This is a genomic window from Sphingobacterium composti, assembly GCF_009829075.1.
GTDB classification, from domain to species: Bacteria; Bacteroidota; Bacteroidia; order Sphingobacteriales; family Sphingobacteriaceae; genus Sphingobacterium; species Sphingobacterium composti.
On the sequence record NZ_WUQZ01000008.1, the window covers coordinates 73,878 to 95,460 of the forward strand.

Annotated in this window: 19 protein-coding genes; 12 read left to right on the forward strand and 7 right to left on the reverse strand. The window is 35.0% G+C overall.

Annotated features, from left to right (window positions below; translation table 11 throughout):
* Positions 1-62 precede the first annotated feature (62 nt).
* Positions 63-1,106 (forward strand): hypothetical protein, encoded by a 1,044-nt coding sequence (locus GOQ17_RS07570; RefSeq protein ID WP_159636697.1) that lies wholly within the window; start codon positions 63-65, stop codon positions 1,104-1,106.
* Here the strand turns inward: GOQ17_RS07570 and ruvC are convergent.
* Complete coding sequence (gene ruvC, locus GOQ17_RS07575; protein WP_159636698.1) at positions 1,103-1,666, reverse strand: crossover junction endodeoxyribonuclease RuvC; 564 nt, start codon at positions 1,664-1,666, stop codon at positions 1,103-1,105. The two genes, GOQ17_RS07570 and ruvC, sit on opposite strands and share 4 nt — an antisense overlap.
* 89 nt (positions 1,667-1,755) lie before the next feature.
* On the opposite strand from ruvC, the gene GOQ17_RS07580 reads away from it, so the two are divergent.
* Together GOQ17_RS07580 and GOQ17_RS07585 are read left to right on the forward strand one after the other, a co-directional pair.
* Positions 1,756-2,733 (forward strand): lysylphosphatidylglycerol synthase domain-containing protein, encoded by a 978-nt coding sequence (locus GOQ17_RS07580; RefSeq protein WP_236537093.1) that lies wholly within the window; start codon positions 1,756-1,758, stop codon positions 2,731-2,733.
* Positions 2,717-3,847 carry a glycosyltransferase family 2 protein gene (locus tag GOQ17_RS07585; protein ID WP_317163265.1) on the forward strand — a complete coding sequence of 377 codons (1,131 nt, stop codon included), beginning with the start codon at positions 2,717-2,719 and terminating at the stop codon, positions 3,845-3,847. Before GOQ17_RS07580 ends, GOQ17_RS07585 begins: the two co-directional genes overlap by 17 nt.
* Here GOQ17_RS07585 and GOQ17_RS07590 read toward each other — a convergent pair.
* The gene (locus GOQ17_RS07590) at positions 3,844-4,581 is read right to left on the reverse strand and encodes a 1-acyl-sn-glycerol-3-phosphate acyltransferase (RefSeq protein WP_159636699.1); all 738 of its coding nucleotides are present in this window, start codon (positions 4,579-4,581) and stop codon (positions 3,844-3,846) included. The two genes, GOQ17_RS07585 and GOQ17_RS07590, sit on opposite strands and share 4 nt — an antisense overlap.
* A gap of 149 nt (positions 4,582-4,730) precedes the next feature.
* Between GOQ17_RS07590 and GOQ17_RS07595 the strand changes: the two genes are divergently transcribed.
* Genes GOQ17_RS07595 through GOQ17_RS07610 form a run of 4 tightly spaced genes read left to right on the forward strand, consistent with a single transcriptional unit; the run spans position 4,731 to position 7,405 of the window.
* Entirely contained in the window at positions 4,731-5,003 is a 273-nt protein-coding gene (locus GOQ17_RS07595) for a DUF2089 family protein (protein ID WP_159636700.1), read from the forward strand.
* A complete protein-coding gene (locus GOQ17_RS07600; RefSeq protein ID WP_159636702.1) occupies positions 4,993-5,463 on the forward strand; it encodes a hypothetical protein in 471 nt (156 codons plus the stop codon). The genes GOQ17_RS07595 and GOQ17_RS07600 overlap by 11 nt, the downstream gene beginning before the upstream one ends.
* A complete protein-coding gene (locus tag GOQ17_RS07605; RefSeq protein ID WP_159636703.1) occupies positions 5,460-6,041 on the forward strand; it encodes a hypothetical protein in 582 nt (193 codons plus the stop codon). The genes GOQ17_RS07600 and GOQ17_RS07605 overlap by 4 nt, the downstream gene beginning before the upstream one ends.
* A gap of 2 nt (positions 6,042-6,043) precedes the next feature.
* Positions 6,044-7,405 carry an alpha/beta hydrolase family protein gene (locus tag GOQ17_RS07610; protein ID WP_159636704.1) on the forward strand — a complete coding sequence of 454 codons (1,362 nt, stop codon included), beginning with the start codon at positions 6,044-6,046 and terminating at the stop codon, positions 7,403-7,405.
* 25 nt (positions 7,406-7,430) lie between these two features.
* Here GOQ17_RS07610 and GOQ17_RS07615 read toward each other — a convergent pair whose 3' ends face one another.
* From GOQ17_RS07615 to GOQ17_RS07630, 4 genes are all read right to left on the reverse strand, one after another.
* Positions 7,431-8,807 (reverse strand): RagB/SusD family nutrient uptake outer membrane protein, encoded by a 1,377-nt coding sequence (locus GOQ17_RS07615; RefSeq protein WP_159636705.1) that lies wholly within the window; start codon positions 8,805-8,807, stop codon positions 7,431-7,433.
* A 20-nt stretch (positions 8,808-8,827) separates the two neighbouring features.
* Positions 8,828-11,839, reverse strand: a complete 3,012-nt coding sequence (locus tag GOQ17_RS07620) for a SusC/RagA family TonB-linked outer membrane protein (protein ID WP_159636706.1) — start codon at positions 11,837-11,839, stop codon at positions 8,828-8,830.
* Between the two features lie 109 nt (positions 11,840-11,948).
* Positions 11,949-12,659, reverse strand: coding sequence for an SDR family NAD(P)-dependent oxidoreductase (locus tag GOQ17_RS07625; protein ID WP_159636707.1), 711 nt, complete (start codon positions 12,657-12,659; stop codon positions 11,949-11,951).
* A 5-nt stretch (positions 12,660-12,664) separates the two neighbouring features.
* Positions 12,665-13,591 (reverse strand): lysylphosphatidylglycerol synthase transmembrane domain-containing protein, encoded by a 927-nt coding sequence (locus GOQ17_RS07630; protein WP_159636708.1) that lies wholly within the window; start codon positions 13,589-13,591, stop codon positions 12,665-12,667.
* A gap of 168 nt (positions 13,592-13,759) precedes the next feature.
* Between GOQ17_RS07630 and GOQ17_RS07635 the strand changes: the two genes are divergently transcribed.
* Positions 13,760-14,326, forward strand: a complete 567-nt coding sequence (locus GOQ17_RS07635; RefSeq protein WP_159636709.1) for a hypothetical protein — start codon at positions 13,760-13,762, stop codon at positions 14,324-14,326.
* 40 nt (positions 14,327-14,366) lie between these two features.
* On the opposite strand, the gene GOQ17_RS07640 is transcribed toward GOQ17_RS07635, so the two are convergent.
* Complete coding sequence (locus GOQ17_RS07640; protein ID WP_159636710.1) at positions 14,367-15,539, reverse strand: trans-sulfuration enzyme family protein; 1,173 nt, start codon at positions 15,537-15,539, stop codon at positions 14,367-14,369.
* A 284-nt stretch (positions 15,540-15,823) separates the two neighbouring features.
* On the opposite strand from GOQ17_RS07640, the gene GOQ17_RS07645 reads away from it, so the two are divergent.
* From GOQ17_RS07645 to GOQ17_RS07660, 4 genes are all read left to right on the forward strand, one after another.
* Positions 15,824-17,692, forward strand: a complete 1,869-nt coding sequence (locus tag GOQ17_RS07645; RefSeq protein ID WP_159636711.1) for an alpha-L-fucosidase — start codon at positions 15,824-15,826, stop codon at positions 17,690-17,692.
* Positions 17,693-17,705: 13 nt separating this feature from the next.
* Complete coding sequence (locus GOQ17_RS07650; protein ID WP_159636712.1) at positions 17,706-20,015, forward strand: glycoside hydrolase family 95 protein; 2,310 nt, start codon at positions 17,706-17,708, stop codon at positions 20,013-20,015.
* A gap of 86 nt (positions 20,016-20,101) precedes the next feature.
* Complete coding sequence (locus GOQ17_RS07655; RefSeq protein ID WP_159636713.1) at positions 20,102-20,362, forward strand: hypothetical protein; 261 nt, start codon at positions 20,102-20,104, stop codon at positions 20,360-20,362.
* Between the two features lie 84 nt (positions 20,363-20,446).
* The gene (locus GOQ17_RS07660) at positions 20,447-21,559 is read left to right on the forward strand and encodes a FimB/Mfa2 family fimbrial subunit (RefSeq protein WP_159636715.1); all 1,113 of its coding nucleotides are present in this window, start codon (positions 20,447-20,449) and stop codon (positions 21,557-21,559) included.
* Positions 21,560-21,583: the final 24 nt, after the last annotated feature.

Sequence of the window (21,583 nt, forward strand, 5' to 3'; positions counted from 1 at the left end):
AACATATTTATATAATGTGAACTTGTTTTACGATTTCAGTTAAAATATTTGGGAGGAAGAATATGCAAATAGAAGATGTCATCATATCACGCAAAAAGCCAATTTATCCAGTTGGCCAAGGTTTAGCAAAATATTTGAAAATGTATCAGCGTGATGCGAAGTTGCCTATTTCTTATTTTGATTTGTTGAATTTTCAAGAAACAGTTCCAGTGATGGACAAATTTGGTAATGATACCTTTTGGGAAACCCCTTTGTATCCGCCTTATATTCAGGATCATTTGTACGAAGGATTAAAAGTTATTTATGCCAAGCTTAAAGCCTCAGGAAATACACGTATTGTTCAACACAAAATCATTGATCGGATCGAATACTGTGCTTTTGGGAATACACGACCATTCCGTATTCGTATTATCAATAGACTGAATGATGTGTACGATTATTTTTATATCAAACAAGCTGATGCATCACGTATATATGGTCTAGAGCTGGAAGAAATTCTTTCACCCAATCAGGTGAATTATTTATATGATTTCGAAACCCTAGTGGAGGAACATATTGTTGGTATTCCCGGTGATGTATTCAGTAAAACAAGAATTACACATCCAGATTATAACCAAACACGCATTGCAAAGGAATTTGTGAAGTTTAATGAGCGCTGTACAATTGCATTATTAGGCGATATGCGTGCTTATAATTTTGTGATGCAGATTACTCCGGATTTTGATGATTTCCAATTTCGTATACGCGCAATAGATTTTGATCAGCAATTTTATGAAGGAAATCCAAAAGTTTATATGCCACAATTTTTCAAAGAGTGTTTTCCATACGTGAAATTGTGTATGGAGCATTTGACTGATAAGACGGTTTCTCAGTATCAGCAAGAAGAACGATCTTCAATTGTGCATCGGGTCAGAAGTGAGCGGCATCGTATCAAGGATCTGCGTGATGCCTCAATTGGCCAAGAACTTTCAACGCCAGAAAATATACGACAATTGCGTGAAGGATACGCAAAAATATACGATAATGAGCAGTACTATAGATGTAAGACGATGACTGATATTGTGGAGTTAAACGTAAAAAATGTAGTTCGATCGGTACAGATTTAGCGTATTCTGTTTTCGTTATCTTTTACAAATGCTGACCAGCCCGAATAACTTTTGGAGCCGCTAGTCGTGTTCTGTTGAAAGGAATGACAAACAGCTACAGCTAATCCATCTGTTGCATCTAGAAATTCTGGTGTTTCCTTAAATCCTAATAAGTTTTGCAACATGGCAGCAACTTGCTCTTTGCTGGCGTTACCATTTCCAGTTACGGATTGTTTAATTTTCCTAGGCGAATATTCAAAAATGGGAATATCTCTACTCAAAGCTGCCGCCATTGCTACACCTTGTGCACGACCTAGTTTTAACATCACTTGAATGTTTTTACCATAAAATGGAGCTTCCAAAGCCACACAATCAGGATTATACTCTTCTATGAGGGCTAGCACTTTTTTGAAAATACGTTGCAATTTCAAGCCATGATCATCCAAGTGTCCCATTTTTACTACACCCAATGTTTGGAGTGAAACTTTTTTACCTGTTTCTTTTACCACACCATATCCCAATACTACCGTACCTGGGTCGATACCAAGAATGATTCTTTCTTTGGCTTTTTGCTTTAACATGTAGCAAAAATACGTAATTGATTAGGCTTTTTATCTAATACGATTGTTTTACATAAAATTATTGTTAAAATTGTGCGACCAAAAATAGTATGCTGACAAAAGCGCATAAGAAATATTTTAATTACGGAATCAAATTGACAATTGTTGGTTTGGCTTTTTGGTTTATTTATTCTAAGGTCAATAATCAAAAGAATCTTCTCGAGTTTAAGTATCTTATCCGAAGTATTGATGAATCTATTTTGTACTGGACTGTAGCTTTGGTAGTTGTTTTGATGTTATTCAATTGGATTTTTGAGGTGTTGAAATGGAAATATATAGTTCAGGATATCGAAAAAATTAGCTTTTGGAAAGCGTTCAAGTCTGTCTTTTGTGGATTGACTTGGGCAATCTTTACACCTAATCGCATTGGAGAATATGGTGGTAGAATATTACTTCTGAAATCTGATAATAGAGCTAGAGGAGCGGTTTTGATGGGTGTCGGGCTTTTCGCTCAATTAGTATTGACTAGTGTATTTGGAGCTTTGGGAATCGCTTGGTTTGTCTCTAACTTTTTAGATACGCCATCAGCGGTCAAGTTTGGTGTGTGGGTTTTAGCAGCTATTTATGGCTTAGCTTTTGTGCTGTTGTATTTCAATGTGCATTGGGTGGATTATTTAGTTGGAAAAATGAAATTCTTGAAAAGGATTCAACCTTTTTTTGATGTTCTAAGAGTCGTAACGACCGCCCAACTAGGGAATGTTTTACTATTGTCCTTGATGCGATTCGTCATTTTTACTTCTCAATACATCATCTTGATGGCGGTTATGCTTCCCGAGATTAATGTATTACCCATGGTAATGATGATTTTTATTTTGTTTTTTGTGCAATCGGCATTACCGACTTTAGATATTTTTGATTTCAGTGTTCGTAGTTTTGTAGCAAGTAATTTGTATGCATATATTACCACACAAGATATTGCCGTGATGGCAATAGTTTCTTTTATTTGGTTTGTGAATCTGATTCTCCCTGCTATCATAGGTTCAGTTTTTGTATTGAATGTAAATTATTTTGGTGATAACAATTCTTAATATTTGTCTGACAGTTAGTGCATTCGTTTATGTGCTTATTGTGATTTATTTACGCAAAGGCTGGTCAGCTATTCCATTTTTCTCTACTGAAATAAGTCCTAGTAAAAAGGTATCTGTTCTAATCGCTGCGCGTAATGAAGAAGAAAATATTGCACGGACTATTGAAGCAATATTAAATCAGAACTACCCAGCATCACAATTGGAACTCATTATCGTAGATGATCATTCAACAGATAGAACTGCAGAGATTATCAAATCCTATGAGGATTGTGGAGTGAAATTATTGCAGTTGCAAGTAGGGAATAGGCTCAATTCGTATAAAAAGTATGCGATTACCAAGGCTATAGAAATGGCCTCAGGAGAAATAATTGTAACAACAGATGCAGATTGCAGAATGGGTGAAAACTGGATTCCAACTGTTGTTGGTTATTTTGAAAAGCATAATAGTTTTTTAGTGTCATCACCTGTTGTCTATTCAGAAGAAAAGTCAAAATTCGAAGAGTTACAAACGCTAGAGTTCTTGTATCTAATTGGTTTGGGAGCTGCGGGTATAGGGAATGGAAATCCTACAACTTGTAATGGAGCAAATTTAGCTTATCGTCGAGATGTATTCTTTGAGATGGGCGGTTTCAAAGGCATTGATAATTTAGCTTCTGGTGATGATGAGCTTTTCTTGCACAAAGTGGCTGAAAAGTATGCGAACAAAATAGGATTTTGTAAATCGCGTGAGGCAATAGTTTATACGGATGCAAAACCAGATTTAACTTCCTTTATCAGTCAACGTAAACGTTGGGCTTCAAAGAGTACAAAATATAAAGACAAGAAAGTAATTGTATTAGGGGTATGTATTTGGTTGTTCAATTTAGCGTTAATATTTTCTCTATTAGCTTTTATAATATTATTGCCCACACTGAATTGGTGGCTTCTAACCGCTTTTGGATTAAAAATGTTTGTAGAATTATTATTTATGATTCCTGTATTGTCATTTGCCAAAAGATCGGAGTTATTGAAATATTTGCCTTTCCTTACCATTATACATACGTTTTATCTGGTGTATATAGGTGTTGCGGGCAATATAGGCAAGTATGATTGGAAAGGTAGAAAGGTAAATTAACCTTCTACCTTCGCACGCACTGTATCTTCTGCTAATTGTACGGTTTCTTCTAATGATAGTCCTTCCGTTTTGAGAGGCTCTAACACTTCCCATTTCAAAGGTGTAAAAGGTCTTAACGGAAACATGCCGTAACTTGTCATTTCGTAGGAGCCAGTTATTGCAATAGGCACTATCAATGCGTTTGGATTTTTCTTAATTAAAGTCGCAATTCCACCAATATTAAAATGCTTCATTTTCCCATTTCGTGTACGTGTGCCTTCGGGGAAAATAAAGGCAGACCAATTTTTCTGCTTCATATTGTTTGCCAATTTCAAAATCTCTGCGATAGATTGTTTAGGATCTTTGCGATCAATATTGGCAGCTCCTCCATGCTTCAAGTTGAATGAAATACTAGGGATTCCAGCTGTCGCTAGTTCTATTTTGGAGATAAATTTACCATGAAATCTACGCAAGAAATAAATCATTGCCGGTATATCGTAGGTACTTTGGTGATTAGCGACGAAAATAATGGGTGTATTAAGTGGCAAATTCTTGTTATCCTTAAAAGTTACAGTATTGAAAAGTATATAATTACAATGTGTCAAAAAGAAATTAAGAATATCCACACTTCTTTTGTGCGCTGTATACCCCCCAATTTTCAAACATAACCATTGAATAGGATGGAAAATTATCAACAAAAGCGCAAATGCTAAATAAAATATGGGAGTAAGAATAAATCCTAAAATTTTTCTCATTTTTCGATCAATTTAAAATTTAGCAAATATAAACATAACCACCCGACTATTTAAAATCTTTAAAACTTAATATTGTTTCAGGATTTATTAATATTATTAATAGTTTATTTAATAATATTGATATATTTGTTGATAAATGTATTGTAAACATGAAATTACCTATAAAGTGTCCAAGTTGTGAACAGAAGCTTAGCGTAGCAAAATTAGTTTGCGAATCATGTCAAACTGAAGTGCTAGGCAAATATACTATGCCTTTATTTATGCAATTATCTATGGAAGAGCAAGAATTCGTTTTGGAATTTCTCTTGAGCTCAGGTAGTCTAAAGGATATGGCCAATAAAATGGGAAAAAGTTATCCTACCGTACGGAACAGATTGGATGATTTGATATTAAAAATTAAGAATTTGAAAGATGAAAAGTAAAGTTTATACAGAGAATCAAAACTTTTGGAACTGGTGGTTGATAGCTCTGTTTGTCATCATCATTGGCATTCAATTAAAAGAGTTAAGTGCGAATAACTGGACTGTGACTATTTCAGACTTTATCGGGTTTGGGATTCTATTTGCAGTGCTGGTACTTTTCTTACTAATGCGATTACACACTACAGTGGATTTCCAAGGTATAAGCATTCGATTTTTACCTTTTGTGAGAAATAAAACATGGCTGTGGGAGCAGATTGAAGATTTGTACATAAAAGAATATTCGTTTTTAGATTATGGTGGATGGGGATATCGTGTAAGTAGGAACGGAATTGCATATAACACCAAAGGTAAATTTGGGATGCAATTGATTTTAAAAAATGGTTCTCGCATAATGATAGGAACACAACATCCAGAAGAGCTTCAGCAAATTATTGATGATTATAGAAATTCTAATATATGAAAGCATTAACTAATCCCTTTGAAATATATAGAGAAAGTAAATTATTAATCATAGGCATAGCTTTTGCTATTGTCGCTGCATTGGTTTCGTGTTATACCAATCACTTGATTTTTGGATCGCTCAAAGTGATAAGCAATCATCGTCAATTATGGTATGAGGGGATTCTGAATATTTCAATTACTTTATTATCCAACACGCTAATCATGTATATTTTTGCGCGATTACGCTATGTAAAGACAAGATTTATCGATGTGTTGAATGTCGTGTTGATATCTCACCTTGTAACATATGTTATGCTTATTCTAACAGTACTACCTCCAGTTCAAAATGCAATTACTGCTGTTGAATTGGAAGTATTGGATAAAGGTTTTTCCAGCCTAGAGCTTTCTAAGATACATATGGTTATTTTAGGTGCTTTTGGTGTATGCGTAATTGCTCTTTTGATCTATTTCTTTTACTTGCTCGTTGTCGGAATGAAAATTGCAATGAACAGTAAACGTAAGATAGATGTATTGTTAATTATTCTGTTGGTTTTTGTTTGGAATACTATTTTACAATTTCTAAATCCTTATTTATAAAGATGAAAAATATAGCGTTTTTATTGTTGTTGATGCTTCAATCCTGCGTTGGCTTTAGTCAAGATTTGATAGGTACATGGTCAGGAAAGCTAGATTTTGGTATGCAAAAATTGACTTTCGTAGTTCATATTAACCAAAATGATGGAAAATGGATTGCTAAAGCGGATAGTCCAGATCAATCGGCGTATGGTATTCCGTTTCAAATAGAAATGAAAGGTGATTCTGTTTTACTTCGTAATCCTCAGGGAATCAGTTTGAAATTAAAAAAATCAGATAATAGTACTTTAAAGGGGAATTTTTTACAAAATGGGATGACCATTCCGGTAACTTTGGTAAAAGGAGGTATTGATAGTTCAGAAAGGAACTCTGTTAAATTTCAAACGCCCAATCCTCCTTATCTATATGATACATTAGATGTACAAATTCCTAATCAATATGCGAATATAAATCTTGCCGGAACAATAACGCAACCAAAAATAAAAGGAAAATTTCCTGCAGTAATTTTGGTGACGGGATCAGGGCCGCAAGATCGCGATGAGACATTGTTCGGTCATAAGCCATTTAAAGTGTTAGCAGATTATTTAACTCGAAATGGCATTGTAGTGCTTCGATACGATGATCGTGGGACAGGAAAAAGCGAGGGTTCTTTTGAAAATGCTAACATTGATGACTTTAGCAAAGATGCTTTATCAGCTTTGAATTTTTTGAAAAAACATCCCAATGTTGACATCAACAAGGTTGGAATTATAGGCCATAGTGAAGGCGGTTTAATCGCAAATCTATTAGCAGGTCAAGGTGTTCCAAATGTTTCTTTTATTGTAACACTGGCTGCACCAACTGTAGCGATTCGTGATTTGATGGTCGAACAGTTATATAGTGTAGGGAAATCAGAAGGTATGTCTGAATTTCAGTTGGCAATGGCTCGAGAAATTAATAAGAAAAATTTTGATGTGGTCAAAAGTGATCTAATAACTGAAGAAGCCTACGCACAATTGAAGAAAAATATGAATATTGTGGAAGAGTCAGACAATAATGCTTCAATACGAAAAGAGATGTTGACATTATTGGCACCAGCTTATCGCTATTTTATGCGGATTGATCCAACGGATTTTATCAAAAGGATTTATATCCCGGTGTTTGGTGCTTTTGGCACACTAGATGTACAAGTACCGTCAACTATGAATTTAAGAGGATATCATGATAATCTCCCTAAAAACTCAAAGACGGTTCTGAAAGAATACGATGGAATGAATCATTTGTTTCAAAGGGCTAAAACTGGAAAAGTTTCGGAATATGCACAAATTGATGAAACAATAAATGATCAAGTGCTGATAGATATTGCAGAATGGATAAAAGGGGTGTAAAAAAAGAGGGCTTTGCCCTCTTTTTTTATTGTTGATAACCTGTGTTTTGTTCAAGATTTTTATTCACAGCTCTTTCGCGGTAAGGTATTGGAAATACGAGTTTTGGATCGGAAAACGCCATTGAGCCAATATTTCGTTTTGTCCTTTTATAATCGTGTAATCTGTATCCTTCGAAAGCTAATTCTAAATCCCTCTCATTTAATATAGCCTGTAATGTTATTGTTGTTAATGGATCAATTCCAGCTCTTTCTCTTAATATATTGATATCATTTAATGGACTATCACCAATATTTGTATTTAGACGAAAATTACACTCTGCACGTGTCAGATACAATTCAGTTAAGCGCACAATTGGAATATTATCAAAATAATTATACCATTTTTTAGTGAATAATCCAGATTTAGCTCCATCACCATTATATATCATTGTAGTTCTACGTTTGTCACTAGAAGTATAAGAATTATAAAAGGCATTATTTATACTTAAATCACCACGACCAACATCTCCACCTGTTTGATTGACATAACTAGAATAAAAAGTAGCTAAGCCATCATTTGAAGAACCTGCGTTACTTTGCTCTGTTTGTTGAATTTCGAATACTCCTTCAGAAGAGTTTTTTGTACGGAATGGAGCCTCTAAATTACTAGCTAGGGAGAATTCTCCGCTCTCAATTATTTCATTTGCAAGGTCACGTGCTAAATTAAATTTACTTTGTTGTAAATATACTCTACTTAGCATGCCATGAACGGCATACAGATATGGTGTGCCTTCTAATTTAGTAGCCGCAGCTTTTAAATCATTCTCTACAGCGGTGTACACTTCTGCTACAGTGCTACGCGCTACATCATTTTTGATATCAGACACAGATTTGACGGGTGTAGTGACAATTGGTACACCTAAACCGCTATTATTACCATTATTGTCAAATGGTACTCCGTATAATCTAACTAATTCAAAATGCATAATGCCACGAATGAATAAGGCTCTGCCTTCAATTTCATTACGATCATCTTCATCATCAAAAACATCTAATGCTCCAAGAACCGTATTTGTAATATTTATAGCTTCATAAGCATGAGTCCACGTTCGAGTTACATCTTCATTAGTAGATATTATCGACTGATTTGATATATCTCTGTAAGTAGAAAAGGTTCCTGTCCAATTAACATATCCTTGACTTGCATACAAATCTGGTATCATCACTAAATTGGTTCCATAAAGTGCGGGTTCTGCGATGACAGTGTAAGCGCCTATAAGTGCATTTCTTACATCAGGCTGAGTTGATAAAGCAACCTCAGATGAAATAGATTGTCTTGGTTCAATTTCAAGCTTGGAATCGCATGAAACTAAATATGTACTGGCTACTACTAATATATATAATGATTTACTTAAATTTTTCATAACATAAAATTTGATAATGATTAAAATCCAACATTAATCCCGAAAGTAATAGTTTTGGCTTGTGGCGGCGTATAAAAGTCAGTTCCTAATTGATAACTTCCAGCAAATGTAGTGTTGATTTCAGGATCATAGCCTTCATATTTTGTCAGCGTAAGTAAATTAGATGCAGAGATAAACAATCTTGCCTTCTGAACTTTGTATTTACTCAACCATTCATTCAGAATATTATAACCAAAAATCAAATTTTTAACGCGAAAATAAGAACCATCTTGTATATAACGTGATGAAGGTCTAATTCCGTTTGCTTCATCAAATCTTGGTTGTGGTATATCTGTAATATCTCCAGGTTTTTTCCAATAATTCATTTGCGTTACGATTTGATTATCGAAATAGTCTCCATTAGATGCTTGAAAAGCTCCTGCAGCATTATAAATGTCATTTCCATAAACAAACTGAGTCTGAATATCTAAGTCAAAATTTTTATATTTAAATTTATTACCAAATCCACCATAAAATTTAGGGTTTGGATTACCAATTTCTTGATCTGCCGCCTCACTATAATCATTGGTAGTTGTGGTTTTAGAATCATCAATGAAGTAAAGTGCGTCTCCATTGTCAGGATCGACACCTGCATATGCTTTACCATAAAAATACCCAAAAGGTTTACCTTCTTCTATTCGACCTAAGTATCTACCTCCTGAGTATATAGGTTGTCCATCAACTAAAGTCAAAATCTTATTTTGATTGAATGCTATGTTAAACGAAGTAGACCATCTAAATTCTCCAACTAAATTCCTAGAGTTGAATGAAAACTCAATACCCTTATTCTGTAATGAACCGTAGTTTTGTAAAATAGTTGTAAAGCCGCTAGTGGAGACAATTGGAACATCTAATAATAAGTCCGTTGTTTTTTTGTGATAAAGATCGATAGTTGTGGATAATCTATCATTAAAAAAACCTAAGTCTACACCAAAATTTGCACCAGCAGTATTTTCCCAGGTCAAATCTTTATCTCCTAATTGATTAGGTTTTGTGCCTGGAGTTCCTGCATAATTTACGCCAGAATACAGAGTCCTCCATCCATAATTGCCTATTTCAGCATTACCAGTCAGACCATAACTCGCACGTAATTTAAAATAATTCCATGTAGGACTATCACCAAAGAAATTTTCTTCTGAAACAATCCAACCTAATGAAGCAGCTGGGAAAGTACCATATTGACGGTCAGAACCAAATCTTGATGAACCATCTGTACGTATAGATGCTTCGAAGAGATATCTGTCACTATAAGAATAATTTACTCTTGCAAAATAGGATAGAAAAGAAAATTGGTCTTCGTAGGATGATGCATCTGATTTAACAGCAGCACTTGCGATTTTTCTAAAACTATCTGATGGGAAATTCTTACCCTCAGCTTGAGTATATCTAAACTGCCCATCTTGATATGACATACCAGCTAGTGCTCCAAATTTATGAACTTCGTTAAAGGTATTTTGATAGGTTAATGTATTGTTGGTGTTATAATTGATAGATTTTGCCATATAGCTAAATCCATAGCCACCTGAATCACCACCATCCTGTGTGCGAGAGCCTAAGAATAATTCTTCTTCTAGGTTAATAAAGTCTAACCCGTATTCAGATCTGAATGTCAGATAAGGAGTTATTTTAGCTGTGGCATATACATTAGAAAAAGTTCTGTATGTATTTGATAAATTAGAACCATTTTCAAGGTCAATTAAATTATTATAATATACAGTATTTTTATTTAATTCACCATCTTCATTTCGAATAGCGTGAATAGGAGGGAGTGCGTTTAGTTGTAAAGGATTAGAAAAAGCATTATCACTACTAACTCTATAATTGTCTATTTTGTTTAGATTAATATTTCCGCCAAAATCTAGCCAGGATGCTACATTGTGATCTATGCCTAATCTTCCACTTGTTCGCACAAATCTGTTTCCAATTATGATACCTTTATTGTCATTGTGCGCACCGGATGCTATAAATCTAGTTTTATCGTTACCACCATTTAATGTTAGTGCTATTTGTTGCATATTTCCTTTTTTTAAACCAGCATCGACCCAATTGGAATTGTTATTTTGATCCCAATCATCACCACCAGTCCAATCCGCCCAGAAATCGGCCATAGTAGGATATTGATCATCGGGGTCTGAACCAATATAACCCGCATTAGTTACTGAAGTAGTTAATAGCTCTTTATATTGTGTAGCATTTAAGAAATTGCCCTTTTTTGTTGGTGTGCTAGAACCTCCATAATAACTTAAGTCGATATTAGTACGTCCAGCTTTACCTTTCTTTGTAGTAATTAATACTACGCCGTTTGAACCTCTTGCGCCATAAATAGCTGCTGCTGCCGCATCTTTAAGAACATCCAATGATTCTATATCATCTGGGTTGATCGCAGCTAATGGGTTATCTGGTTCATCATATGTGCCCATATCTCTCGTAATAATCGGAACTCCGTCAATTACAAATAGAGGTTGATTGCCTGCGGTAATGGAACTGATGCCTCGAACTCTTATTTGAAGTGCTTGTCCCAATTTACCACTACTTGAATTGACGAATACTCCCGTAGCTCTACCCTGCAGAGCACTTTCAATGGTAGGTAATGGAGCGTCTTCTAAATCATTCATTTTAACAGTAGTTGTAGACCCTGTTACGCTTTTTTTTGTTTGTGTTCCGTATCCAACAACTACAACTTCTTCTATGTTGTCTGCTGATGGATTCATTGCAACTTGATAGGAGTCACTATTTGTAATATTTACTATTTGGGTGTTATAGCCAATGTAGCTAAATGATAATGTTTTACTTTGATTACCGATTTCGGTCGTAAATCTTCCTAGTGCGTCTGTTTGAGTGATGTTATTAGATTGTGAGACTTTAATAGATACACCTGCAATAGGTGATTTTGTGTTAGCATCGGTTACTTGTCCCGATACAGTTCTATTTTGTGCATAGCTGAGGTTAGCAATGAAACAAAAAAGAATAAGCAGTAGTAGCTTTCCTCTCATATTAGTATGTTTTTGTTAGTTAATACTAATATAAGATTAATCTTTGATTATAATCTATATTTAGAAATGTATATTTAAACCAAAAAACCAATCATAATTGGCTTTTTGGTTACGGTGTCATATTTGACACGGGTAATATTTTTCCATTATAAAATTTGCTTCCATTCTGCGCAAAGTCGGCTACATAACGACCCATTTCGAACGCTAATGTGCCTGCCTCGACGCCAGGAAATGCCGCTTCGAACATTTCGGTCTGTGATGAACCTAATGCTAGACAGTTGACTTTTATATTTTTTTCTTTAAGTTCCTCTGCTAAACATTCTGTCAAGACAGATAATGCTCCTTTACTAGCGGAATAGGCGCTCAAGCCTGTAAATTTTGATGCCCCTTGATAACCACCCATACTGCTAATATTTACAATATGTCCTCCTTCAGTCATTAACGGAACAATATGTTTAATCATATTCACATGACCTAATAGATTGGACTGAAGCATTTGTACGAAATCCTCCGTGGAAGTTTCTAAAAAAGGTTTATTAATTAGTGCGCCCGCATTATTTATTAAAATATCAACTTTATCAAATTTTGATTTAATGAAAGGAACCAATGAATCGGCATAATTATCATAAACAATATCAAACTGTGCAGGATACAACTTTCCGCCATCAAAATTCAGATCCGTTGATATTTCGTGTAGTCTGCGTAGTTTATCGGCAGATCTCGCCAAAGCAATTACATTGTTCTCTTTATTGGCTGTCAAATCCAAAACTGTTTCAAACCCAATACCGCTACTCGCTCCAGTAATAATAATATTCGCCATGTTATTTAGTTTTCTTCAATTTTTTCTGTTACTATTTCTTCTTCTACTTCCGCTACAGTGGGCAGCCTCCTAGCGCCTAATCTTTCTGGTCTAAAAATATAATATATGCCTGATGTAGCCATCACAAGTGATATTATATAGAAAAATAAGCTTAACAATACCGCTGTGTGTTCATTGATCTGCAAATAAGTGGCGCCATAAAGCATTACGAGTTCACGTAATCCTACACCTCCACCTATAGACGGGATGATGGAAACTAAAGATGATGCTAAAAATATAAGCAAGTAGGGGGAAAATTTGTCTTGGAAATTTAGAGAATAGAGTATTAATATCGCTGCTATCACTTGAAAACTCTGCACCCCAATAGCTTTGATATGAGTTGAAATAAATTTTTTGGCAAAATCCTTAAAAAAGGTGTGTAATATGAAGTAATAGCTGGCTGTACCGATTATTGCTGCGGAGATGGTGAGAATATTGGGTATGGCTAACCTAGGCATAAAAATTATTAATGCACAGATGATAATTGCTAATGCCCATAATCCACTTAATCGGTCAAAAAATACTGCACTTAGTACTTTTCTCCCTTTGATATTGTGTGCTTTTTTTAAGAAATAAACTTTGTATCCGTCTCCCCCAATTCCTCCAGGCAAAAAGAAATTGTATAATAATCCTAGTTGATATAATCTAAAATTATAACGTTCGGTGAGAAATAATTTAATTGCTTTAAAAAACGAATTAAGTCGAGAAGAGGCGATTAGTTGAGAAATAGTATAACTACAGAATGCTAAAAAGAGAAAGCCCCAATTGCAATCAACTAATGCATTTTTTAACTCTACAAAATCAATTTTGCGTGTAACCCAATAGAGAGCTCCAAACGTAACAATGACTTTGAAGATATTTTTAATTATTTCAAGCGTTTTATTTTTCTTCATGCTATAAATTAAGCTTGACTGCAAAAGTAATCATTCTCTTGCAGATTGATTCTGTGCAAAAATAAATTACTTATGGTATGATTTTTGGATGACAAGGCTCATTAGGTATGCAAGATAAGTTTATATTTGTATGCTAACGTTCATAAAATAAATAAACAATAATTAATTATGCGTAAACATATTCTTTCATTAATGTCACTTTTTACAGTGATAGCTTTATTATCAAGTTGCGGTGCGCAGCGTAAAGACGGTGGTTACAGTTCTGGTTCCACATCAAGTTCTGTAAGTAATTCGGGACCATCTGCTTCGCAATGGCGCAATGGTGTCAAAGGAAGCTGGGTATTGAATTCTGTCACTCGTCAAGATATTCCGCAATCGTATACTATCAAAAATATTTTTGATGAAGCACCTGTAGACTGTTTTATTGGTAGTATTTGGAATCTTCCTACTGGAAATTATAGAGGTAGTATCAGTTTCAATGCTGCTGGTACATTATGCGCTGATGGAGCAGTAAGAACGATTGTATGGTCTATTTTCAATCCTAAAGATGGTGGTGAGCCGGAATTTCAATTCAAAAAATTGTATGCTGGAGATAAAGCAGCTAATGTAACTACAGGATATCGCTTAGGGTTGATGTTTGCAGATGGGCAGACTTTAACAATGAAAATGCCAGTTCCTTTAGATAATGGAAGTACAGGATATTTAATATTTAATTTTAGCAAACAAGCGAATTAATCAACATAAAAACTCCGATACAAATCGGAGTTTTTATGTGCTATTTAGTTTTTTCTAATGCTTGCAGAATATCATTAATAATATCTTCTTGATCTTCTAGACCTACCGACAAACGAATTGTTCCAGATCTAATTCCTAAATTATTTCTTTCATCTTCAGTTAGTTTAGCGTGTGTTGTAGTTGCTGGGTGTGTAGCAATTGTTCGCGAATCTCCTAGATTAGAAGTATAACGGATCATTGCTAATTCATCAATAAATCTAAAAGCGCGATCTTTACCTCCTTTTACTTCGAAAGTAACAATTCCACCGCCAGCTTTCATTTGTTTTTTTGCCAATTCATATTGCGGATGTGAAGGCAAGAAAGGATATTTTACATCGGCTATTTCTTCATGCTGTTCTAAAGTTTGTGCCAAAGCCAATGCATTGCAACAATGTCTATCCATTCGTAAACCTAGAGTTTCTAAACTTTTGGATAGCACCCAAGCGTTGAAAGGAGACATCGAAGGTCCTGTATGACGGATGAAGAACATTAATTTGTTGATCAGTTCTTTCGAACCAACTATTATTCCTCCTAATACTCGTCCTTGACCATCCATGTATTTCGTAGCGGAATGGATTGATAAATCAAAACCATATTTTAAAGGCTTTTGTAAATAAGGAGTCGCAAAGCAGTTGTCTATAGAGAAGATTACATGAGGATATTTCTTTTTCAATTCACCTAATTTTTCTAAATCGTATAGTTCCAATCCTGGATTAGAAGGTGATTCTAGAAATACAATTTTGGTATTAGGTTGAATCGCTTTTTCCCATTCTTCAAGATTCGCAGAATTCACATAAGTGAATGTCACGCCCCACTTTGGGAATTGTTGTGTTAATAATTGATGGGTTGATCCAAAAATAGCTCGACTAGAAACGATGTGATCTCCTGATTCGATAAATGCTGCGAAAGAAGCAAACACAGCGGCCATACCCGATGAGAATGCCAATCCAGCTTCAGCACTTTCTAAAGTACATACACGATTTATAAATTCTGTAGTATTTGGATTGGCATATCTAGAATATACCATACCTTCTTCTTCTTCGGCGAAAATCGCTCGGCCTTGCTCTGCACTTTCAAAAATAAAACTAGAAGTTAAATATAAGGGCGCAGAATGCTCTCGCGTAGCGGAACGTGGTACTTGCTCACGTATTATTCTGGATTGATCTTTATTCATAACTGCGGTAAAGTTAAGTATTTGTTGTTTGAATATCTATCAAAATAGTCGAGATTTTTTCAATATTTTTAATCGATTTTATTATTTCTTTTAGGTTATAATAAATTTAGCTATGGCAAGCTTTTATAATTATTTTACCACACATAAATTTTAATCCATGTTAGAGAGGGTAAGATAGTTTAGTTTAGAGATAAATTAGTGTATCAATATTTTGGCAGATAAATGTATTTTAGTGAAGTATTAAAATGCTATTCTCGTAAAGTTGGCATAAATCTTTATAAACCATGAAAACAATTTCCTTTCTTTTAGCTAATGGCTTGTTCATGTTGCAATTGCATGCGCAGGAAGCTCCCAAACCTTACGGTGTATTACCTTCAGAACGTCAACTTAAATGGCATGAAATGGAGACTTATTGTTTAATTCATTATACCCCAACGACATTTCAGGACAAAGAATGGGGATTGGGGGATGCTGATCCTAAGATATTCAACCCTTCAAATTTTGATGCTAACCAAATTGCTCAAGCAGCGGCATCAGCTGGATTTAAGGGATTAATTAGCGTAGCCAAACATCACGATGGATTTTGTTTGTGGCCAACGAGAACTACAACGTACAGTATAGCAAGTTCTCCTTGGAAAAATGGGAAGGGGGATATGGTGAAAGAGTTTATGGAGGCTTCGCACAAAAATGGTATGGCTTTCGGTACTTATCTTTCTGCTTGGGATCGAAATGATTTGCGATATGGTACACCAGCTTATACAGATGCTTATAGAGAGCAATTGACTGAACTAATGACAAATTACGGTCAGCTATTTACCTCTTGGCATGATGGTGCGAATGGTGGTGATGGCTATTATGGTGGTAAGTATGAAAAACGAACAATCAATTCAGCTACATATTATGAATGGGAAGAGAAAACTTGGCCTATTATCAGACGTTTGCAACCAATGGCTTCTATTTTTTCGGATGTTGGACCAGACATGCGTTGGGTAGGAAATGAGCATGGATTTGCGGCTGAAACATCTTGGGCTACGATTACTCCTAAGGGGGCTTTTGAAGGAGTGAAGCCTATGCCTGGGGCGAGCACAGATGCTTCAAATTTACCTACAGGCACTAGAAATGGTAAATATTGGATTCCTGCAGAATGTGATGTGCCCCAAAGACCAGGATGGTTCTACCATAAAAATCAAGACAGCAAGGTTAAAACTCCAAACCAGCTATTTGAAATTTATTTGAAATCTGTAGGCCGTGGTGCAAATATGAATTTAGGTCTGGCGCCAATGCCTGAGGGTATTTTGCATCCTAATGATGTGAAATCATTGAAATATTTTGGAAAAAAAATTGAAAGAACATTTGCTGATAACTTAGCAAAGGGGGCTAAAGCGACTTCTAAGCATTTACGTGGTAAAAGTGCGGAATTTACATTAAAGAATATTTTTGACGATGATAGATATAGTTATTATGCACCAAAGGATAATATTCTAAGCCCAGAAATTGAAATTACACTGGATGGCGAAAAGGAATTCGACCTTATCCGTATTCGAGAAAATATAAAATTGGGACAGCGTCTAGATTCTGTAGTGGTTGATACTTGGAATGGCGGTAAGTGGGTGAAATTAGCTTCTGCAACAAGTATAGGGGCTAATAGATTAATTAAACTTGAGCAGCCTACCAAAGCGACGAAGCTTAAAGTGAAATTATATTCTCCTGTGGTGCCTACTTTAAGTGACTTTGCGCTGTTTAAAGAGTACGATGAGGCTTTCGAATTTGATGAAAATGTATCATCAAGTAAGCATTTCATTAAATCATCTTATACTGCAATTAATACTTCTTTGTCATTATCTCAATCAGGATCTGTATCCACGATTAAAGGAAATGGGTTTGAAATTAAACTCAATGAACCTATTTCAGCATTTGGCTATTTGCCAAGGCAAGATGGGGTGAAAGACGGATTTGTGTTAAAGTATGAGATTCAAGCCAGTGAAGACCAAATTAATTGGACTACAATCAAAGAAGGTGAGTTTTCAAACATTTTATCAAACCCAATTGAACAAATTGTTGAGTTTGATAAACAAGTATCAAGTAAATATTTGAAGTTTGTTGCCAAAGATATGACAGGGTTTACGTTTGGGGAATTGAACATCTATAAGTAAGTTATAATCATCTATGAAAAATATTCTAGTACTTCTATTTATTAGCTTGTGTTCTATTGTAATTCATGCCCAAGAACTTAAAATGTGGTACGATAAACCTGCACAAATCTGGGAGGAAACATTACCATTAGGTAATGGGTGGATTGGGATGATGCCTAATGGAGGCATTCAAGAAGAAAATATTGTATTGAATGAAATTTCGATGTGGTCAGGTAGCTATCAAGATGCGAATAATTACAATGCTTATAAGGAAGTAAGTACTATTCAAGAATTGTTAATAGAAGGGAAAAATGACGAGGCAGAGAAGTTGGTCAATGCGAATTATGTTTGTGTAGGTGCTGGCTCAGGACATGGAAATGGAGCAAAAGTTCCATACGGATGTTTTCAAAATTTGGGGTATCTAAACATTCATTTTCTCAACAACTATAAAGTATCATCCTACAAAAGGAATTTAGATTTGAATACTGGTATTGCAAGCACTCATTATTTGGCTAATGATACTAGTTTCTCGAGAGAATATTTTGTCTCACAAGACCAAAATATAGGCGCTATGAGGTTTTCTGCCAACAAGAAGAAAGCATTAAGTATTGCAATGCATTTTTATCGCGATGAAAATGTGAAGTCACATCTCGTAAAGGGAAATACTATACTTGTCGAAGGAAATTTAACAGATGGAAAAGGAGGAGAAGGCTTACGTTATGCCACTAAATTCTTAGTTGTTAATAAGGGAGGGAAGTTGACAAATTATGACAATCAAATCATCGTGAAAGATGCAGATGAAATTGTTGTGTATTATGCTGCTTCAACAGATTATTATGAACATAATCCTACTGATATGGTAAATACTTCATTAGCTAATAAATTGGATTATGCTAAAATAAAAACCAATCACATACGCAGATATAAAGAAGTATTTGATCGTGTTAAATTATCGATTGATGATGAGCAACCTAAGGATAATATTTCAACAGATGTGCGTTTAGGTAATTTTTACAAAGACCCTACGCAAGACAATGGCTTAGCTGTTTTATATTACCAATTTGGACGTTATTTGACTATTGCAAGTACAGCGCGAAACTCTGACAAGGCTCTTCCTCCAAATTTACAAGGTCTATGGGCTCATGAAATCCAAACACCTTGGAACGGTGATTATCATCTGAATGTGAATGCGCAGATGAATCACTGGGGGGTAGAGGTTAGCAATCTATCCGAATATCATAAGCCTTTTATTAATCTGATAAAAAAAGTAGCAAAAGAAGGAGAGAAAACAGCTAAAGCATACTACAATGTTCCTGGCTGGGTTGTCTATATGATGACGAATATATGGGGATATACTGCACCTGGGGAACATGCTTCGTGGGGAGCGAGTACAGCTTCTGGTTGGTTATGTAATCACTTGTGGGAACATTATTTGTTTACACAAGACGAAGAATATTTAAGAGAAGTTTATCCGATTCTAAAGGGGGCGGCTGAATTCTATAAAAGTTCAATGGTTAGTGACCCGAAAACAAAATATTGGGTTACTTCTCCTTCAGTTTCACCCGAAAATGGGTTTCGATTACCAAATGGTAAAAGAGCTTCTGTGGTGATGGGACCAACGATTGACAACCAAATTGTACGCGAACTATATCTTTCTGTGATTTCTGCAGATTCTATATTAAAAAGCAAAGATCATTTTGCAGCGCAATTGAAAAATGATTTGAAGTTTCTTCCTCCAGCTGTAACGGTGAGTAGAGATGGTCGTGTGATGGAATGGTTGGAAGATTACGATGAAATCGAGCCAACACATCGTCATGTTTCGCATTTGTATGGGTTGTATCCAGCGTCTTTTATCTCCCCGATCACAACAACTGAATGGGCTTCAGCTGCAAAAAAAACATTAGAAGTGCGTGGTGATGGAGGTACAGGTTGGTCCAGAGCATGGAAAATATTATTTTGGGCAAGATTACACGATGGCGATCATTCTTTAGAGATTTTACGCCAATTGCTAAAACCGGCTATTGATGAACAAGGCAAAGTTTCAGCTGGCACGTATCCTAATTTATTCTGTGCGCATCCACCATTTCAGATTGATGGTAATTTTGGAGGGTCGGCAGGAATAGCAGAGATGCTAGTTCAAAGTCATGAAGGTTTTATACATCTTTTACCAGCTTTACCTACAAGTTGGGCAAATGGTGAAGTAAGGGGGCTTCGTTTACGTGGCAACAAAACTGTGGATATCACTTGGAAGAATAATGAGGTGGTAAATTATAAAATATACGGTAAGAAAGGCGAAAGCATAAAAGTACGTGTAAATCAACGGTTTGAAAATAAGATTCTATAAAATTAATTTTTGTTATTTAAAATTAATTTAGCTAAATTAGTATTGATAACTAACTATGAGTACAAATTAATTTAAATAACAATTTTATGAAAAGTCTATCTCTATTTTGCTATAGACTTTCATTTGTATTCATCATTATTTTAGCTATTTCATGTAAAAAGGATTCTTACGTCGATGAGGAGAATGAATTAGTCTATCCCGTAAATTTTACATTTACAAATTTCAAGAGCTCTACGAGCTTTTTGAAATCAGCTTCTGTCAAGCAAAGAATAAGTGCTTCTACACAAATTCCCGCTAATTATAGCGAGGGATATGTTTATTTCTGGAGTTTCAATAATGAAACATGAGTTCCAGATATAAAATATTCTAAAACCGCTAATCCCACGATTACTTATAATGATGGGAAGGCGATTGGTTTTGGAGCTGGATTTGTGTTTGAAGGTTATGCCGCTGGTAGGGCAACAAATTTTGTGGGGGCGAAGCAAATCCTTATAAAATTACCTATTAAGGATGTTTATGCATTAAGTCGATTAGGGTTCGATAGGACAGGATCAGCAGCAGGTCCTAAAGATTTTGAATTGCATTATAGCTTCGATGAAGGGGATTCCTACAAAGAAATTTCTCTCCTAAATCAATTCGGTAATATTACTGCAAATGCTAAAAATTCATTTACATTTAATTTGGATGATTTAGAACTCGCAGGAGAGGAATTGTGGTTAAAAATCACGCCTAAAGCAGGAGATCGAGGCAATGGTAGTGCCTATAATGAGTCTACAGGAACAATTAGAATTGATAATTTGCACTTAGTGGGTATTTCATCGACTTCTACAGCGACATTCACTGTCAATAAATTTCATTATTTTATTTTTCATAAGACCAATGGTAAAAGTTATCAAGGAATTACAGAGGATATTAGCAGTTTGGATGTTGAGTTAGAATTACCTGTTGGCGAATATGATATTTTCTTTGTGCTTAACAGTTCTGATGAAGAATTGATCTTTCCTACTACTATATCCAAAGCTGGTGATATCTATATTTCCAATAATTTTTCCAACAAGGATGCTGAAATATATGGTTATTCAGGTTCTTTTGAAGTTACAGGAAGTATGTCTATAAATATTGTTTTGCAACGTTTGTATAGTCAGGTAAAGATCGAATTTACGGATTTTGATCTTTCAACAGTCAAATCTATCAGTATCAATCAAGTGCATGAACCATATTTTTATAGTCCATTTTCAAGTGGAATCATAAATCCAATTCTAGATCAAACAATAATAAATGTAGAAGAAGATTTTCAATCGAATAAACAAATCGTTTTTAATCAGTTTATGGGGTTAATTATAGAATCAAAGCCTGTTTATTATAATGTTGTGGTATTAGGAGAGTCGTCAACGGTATTACGAACTTTTGAACTGACTAGCACAATAAAAAATAATATACAATTGGTTTTTAGAGGGGAATTATTACCAGAATCTACCCAAAATGTGTTGTTCCAAATCACAAAGAATGAAGATTGGGATGGTGAAAATGAAGTTAGTTTTTAAACATTATAATATTTAGCAATTACG

Bases quoted from the DNA above. Each gene is read 5' to 3' on its own strand.
- GOQ17_RS07570 (WP_159636697.1), top strand. From the start codon at position 63: ATGCAAATAGAAGATGTCATCATATCACGCAAAAAGCCAATTTATCCA.
- ruvC (WP_159636698.1), bottom strand. From the start codon at position 1,666: ATGTTAAAGCAAAAAGCCAAAGAAAGAATCATTCTTGGTATCGACCCA.
- GOQ17_RS07580 (WP_236537093.1), top strand. From the start codon at position 1,756: ATGCTGACAAAAGCGCATAAGAAATATTTTAATTACGGAATCAAATTG.
- GOQ17_RS07590 (WP_159636699.1), bottom strand. From the start codon at position 4,581: ATGAGAAAAATTTTAGGATTTATTCTTACTCCCATATTTTATTTAGCA.
- GOQ17_RS07595 (WP_159636700.1), top strand. From the start codon at position 4,731: ATGAAATTACCTATAAAGTGTCCAAGTTGTGAACAGAAGCTTAGCGTA.
- GOQ17_RS07600 (WP_159636702.1), top strand. From the start codon at position 4,993: ATGAAAAGTAAAGTTTATACAGAGAATCAAAACTTTTGGAACTGGTGG.
- GOQ17_RS07605 (WP_159636703.1), top strand. From the start codon at position 5,460: ATGAAAGCATTAACTAATCCCTTTGAAATATATAGAGAAAGTAAATTA.
- GOQ17_RS07610 (WP_159636704.1), top strand. From the start codon at position 6,044: ATGAAAAATATAGCGTTTTTATTGTTGTTGATGCTTCAATCCTGCGTT.
- GOQ17_RS07615 (WP_159636705.1), bottom strand. From the start codon at position 8,807: ATGAAAAATTTAAGTAAATCATTATATATATTAGTAGTAGCCAGTACA.
- GOQ17_RS07620 (WP_159636706.1), bottom strand. From the start codon at position 11,839: ATGAGAGGAAAGCTACTACTGCTTATTCTTTTTTGTTTCATTGCTAAC.
- GOQ17_RS07625 (WP_159636707.1), bottom strand. From the start codon at position 12,659: ATGGCGAATATTATTATTACTGGAGCGAGTAGCGGTATTGGGTTTGAA.
- GOQ17_RS07630 (WP_159636708.1), bottom strand. From the start codon at position 13,591: ATGAAGAAAAATAAAACGCTTGAAATAATTAAAAATATCTTCAAAGTC.
- GOQ17_RS07635 (WP_159636709.1), top strand. From the start codon at position 13,760: ATGCGTAAACATATTCTTTCATTAATGTCACTTTTTACAGTGATAGCT.
- GOQ17_RS07640 (WP_159636710.1), bottom strand. From the start codon at position 15,539: ATGAATAAAGATCAATCCAGAATAATACGTGAGCAAGTACCACGTTCC.
- GOQ17_RS07645 (WP_159636711.1), top strand. From the start codon at position 15,824: ATGAAAACAATTTCCTTTCTTTTAGCTAATGGCTTGTTCATGTTGCAA.
- GOQ17_RS07650 (WP_159636712.1), top strand. From the start codon at position 17,706: ATGAAAAATATTCTAGTACTTCTATTTATTAGCTTGTGTTCTATTGTA.
- GOQ17_RS07655 (WP_159636713.1), top strand. From the start codon at position 20,102: ATGAAAAGTCTATCTCTATTTTGCTATAGACTTTCATTTGTATTCATC.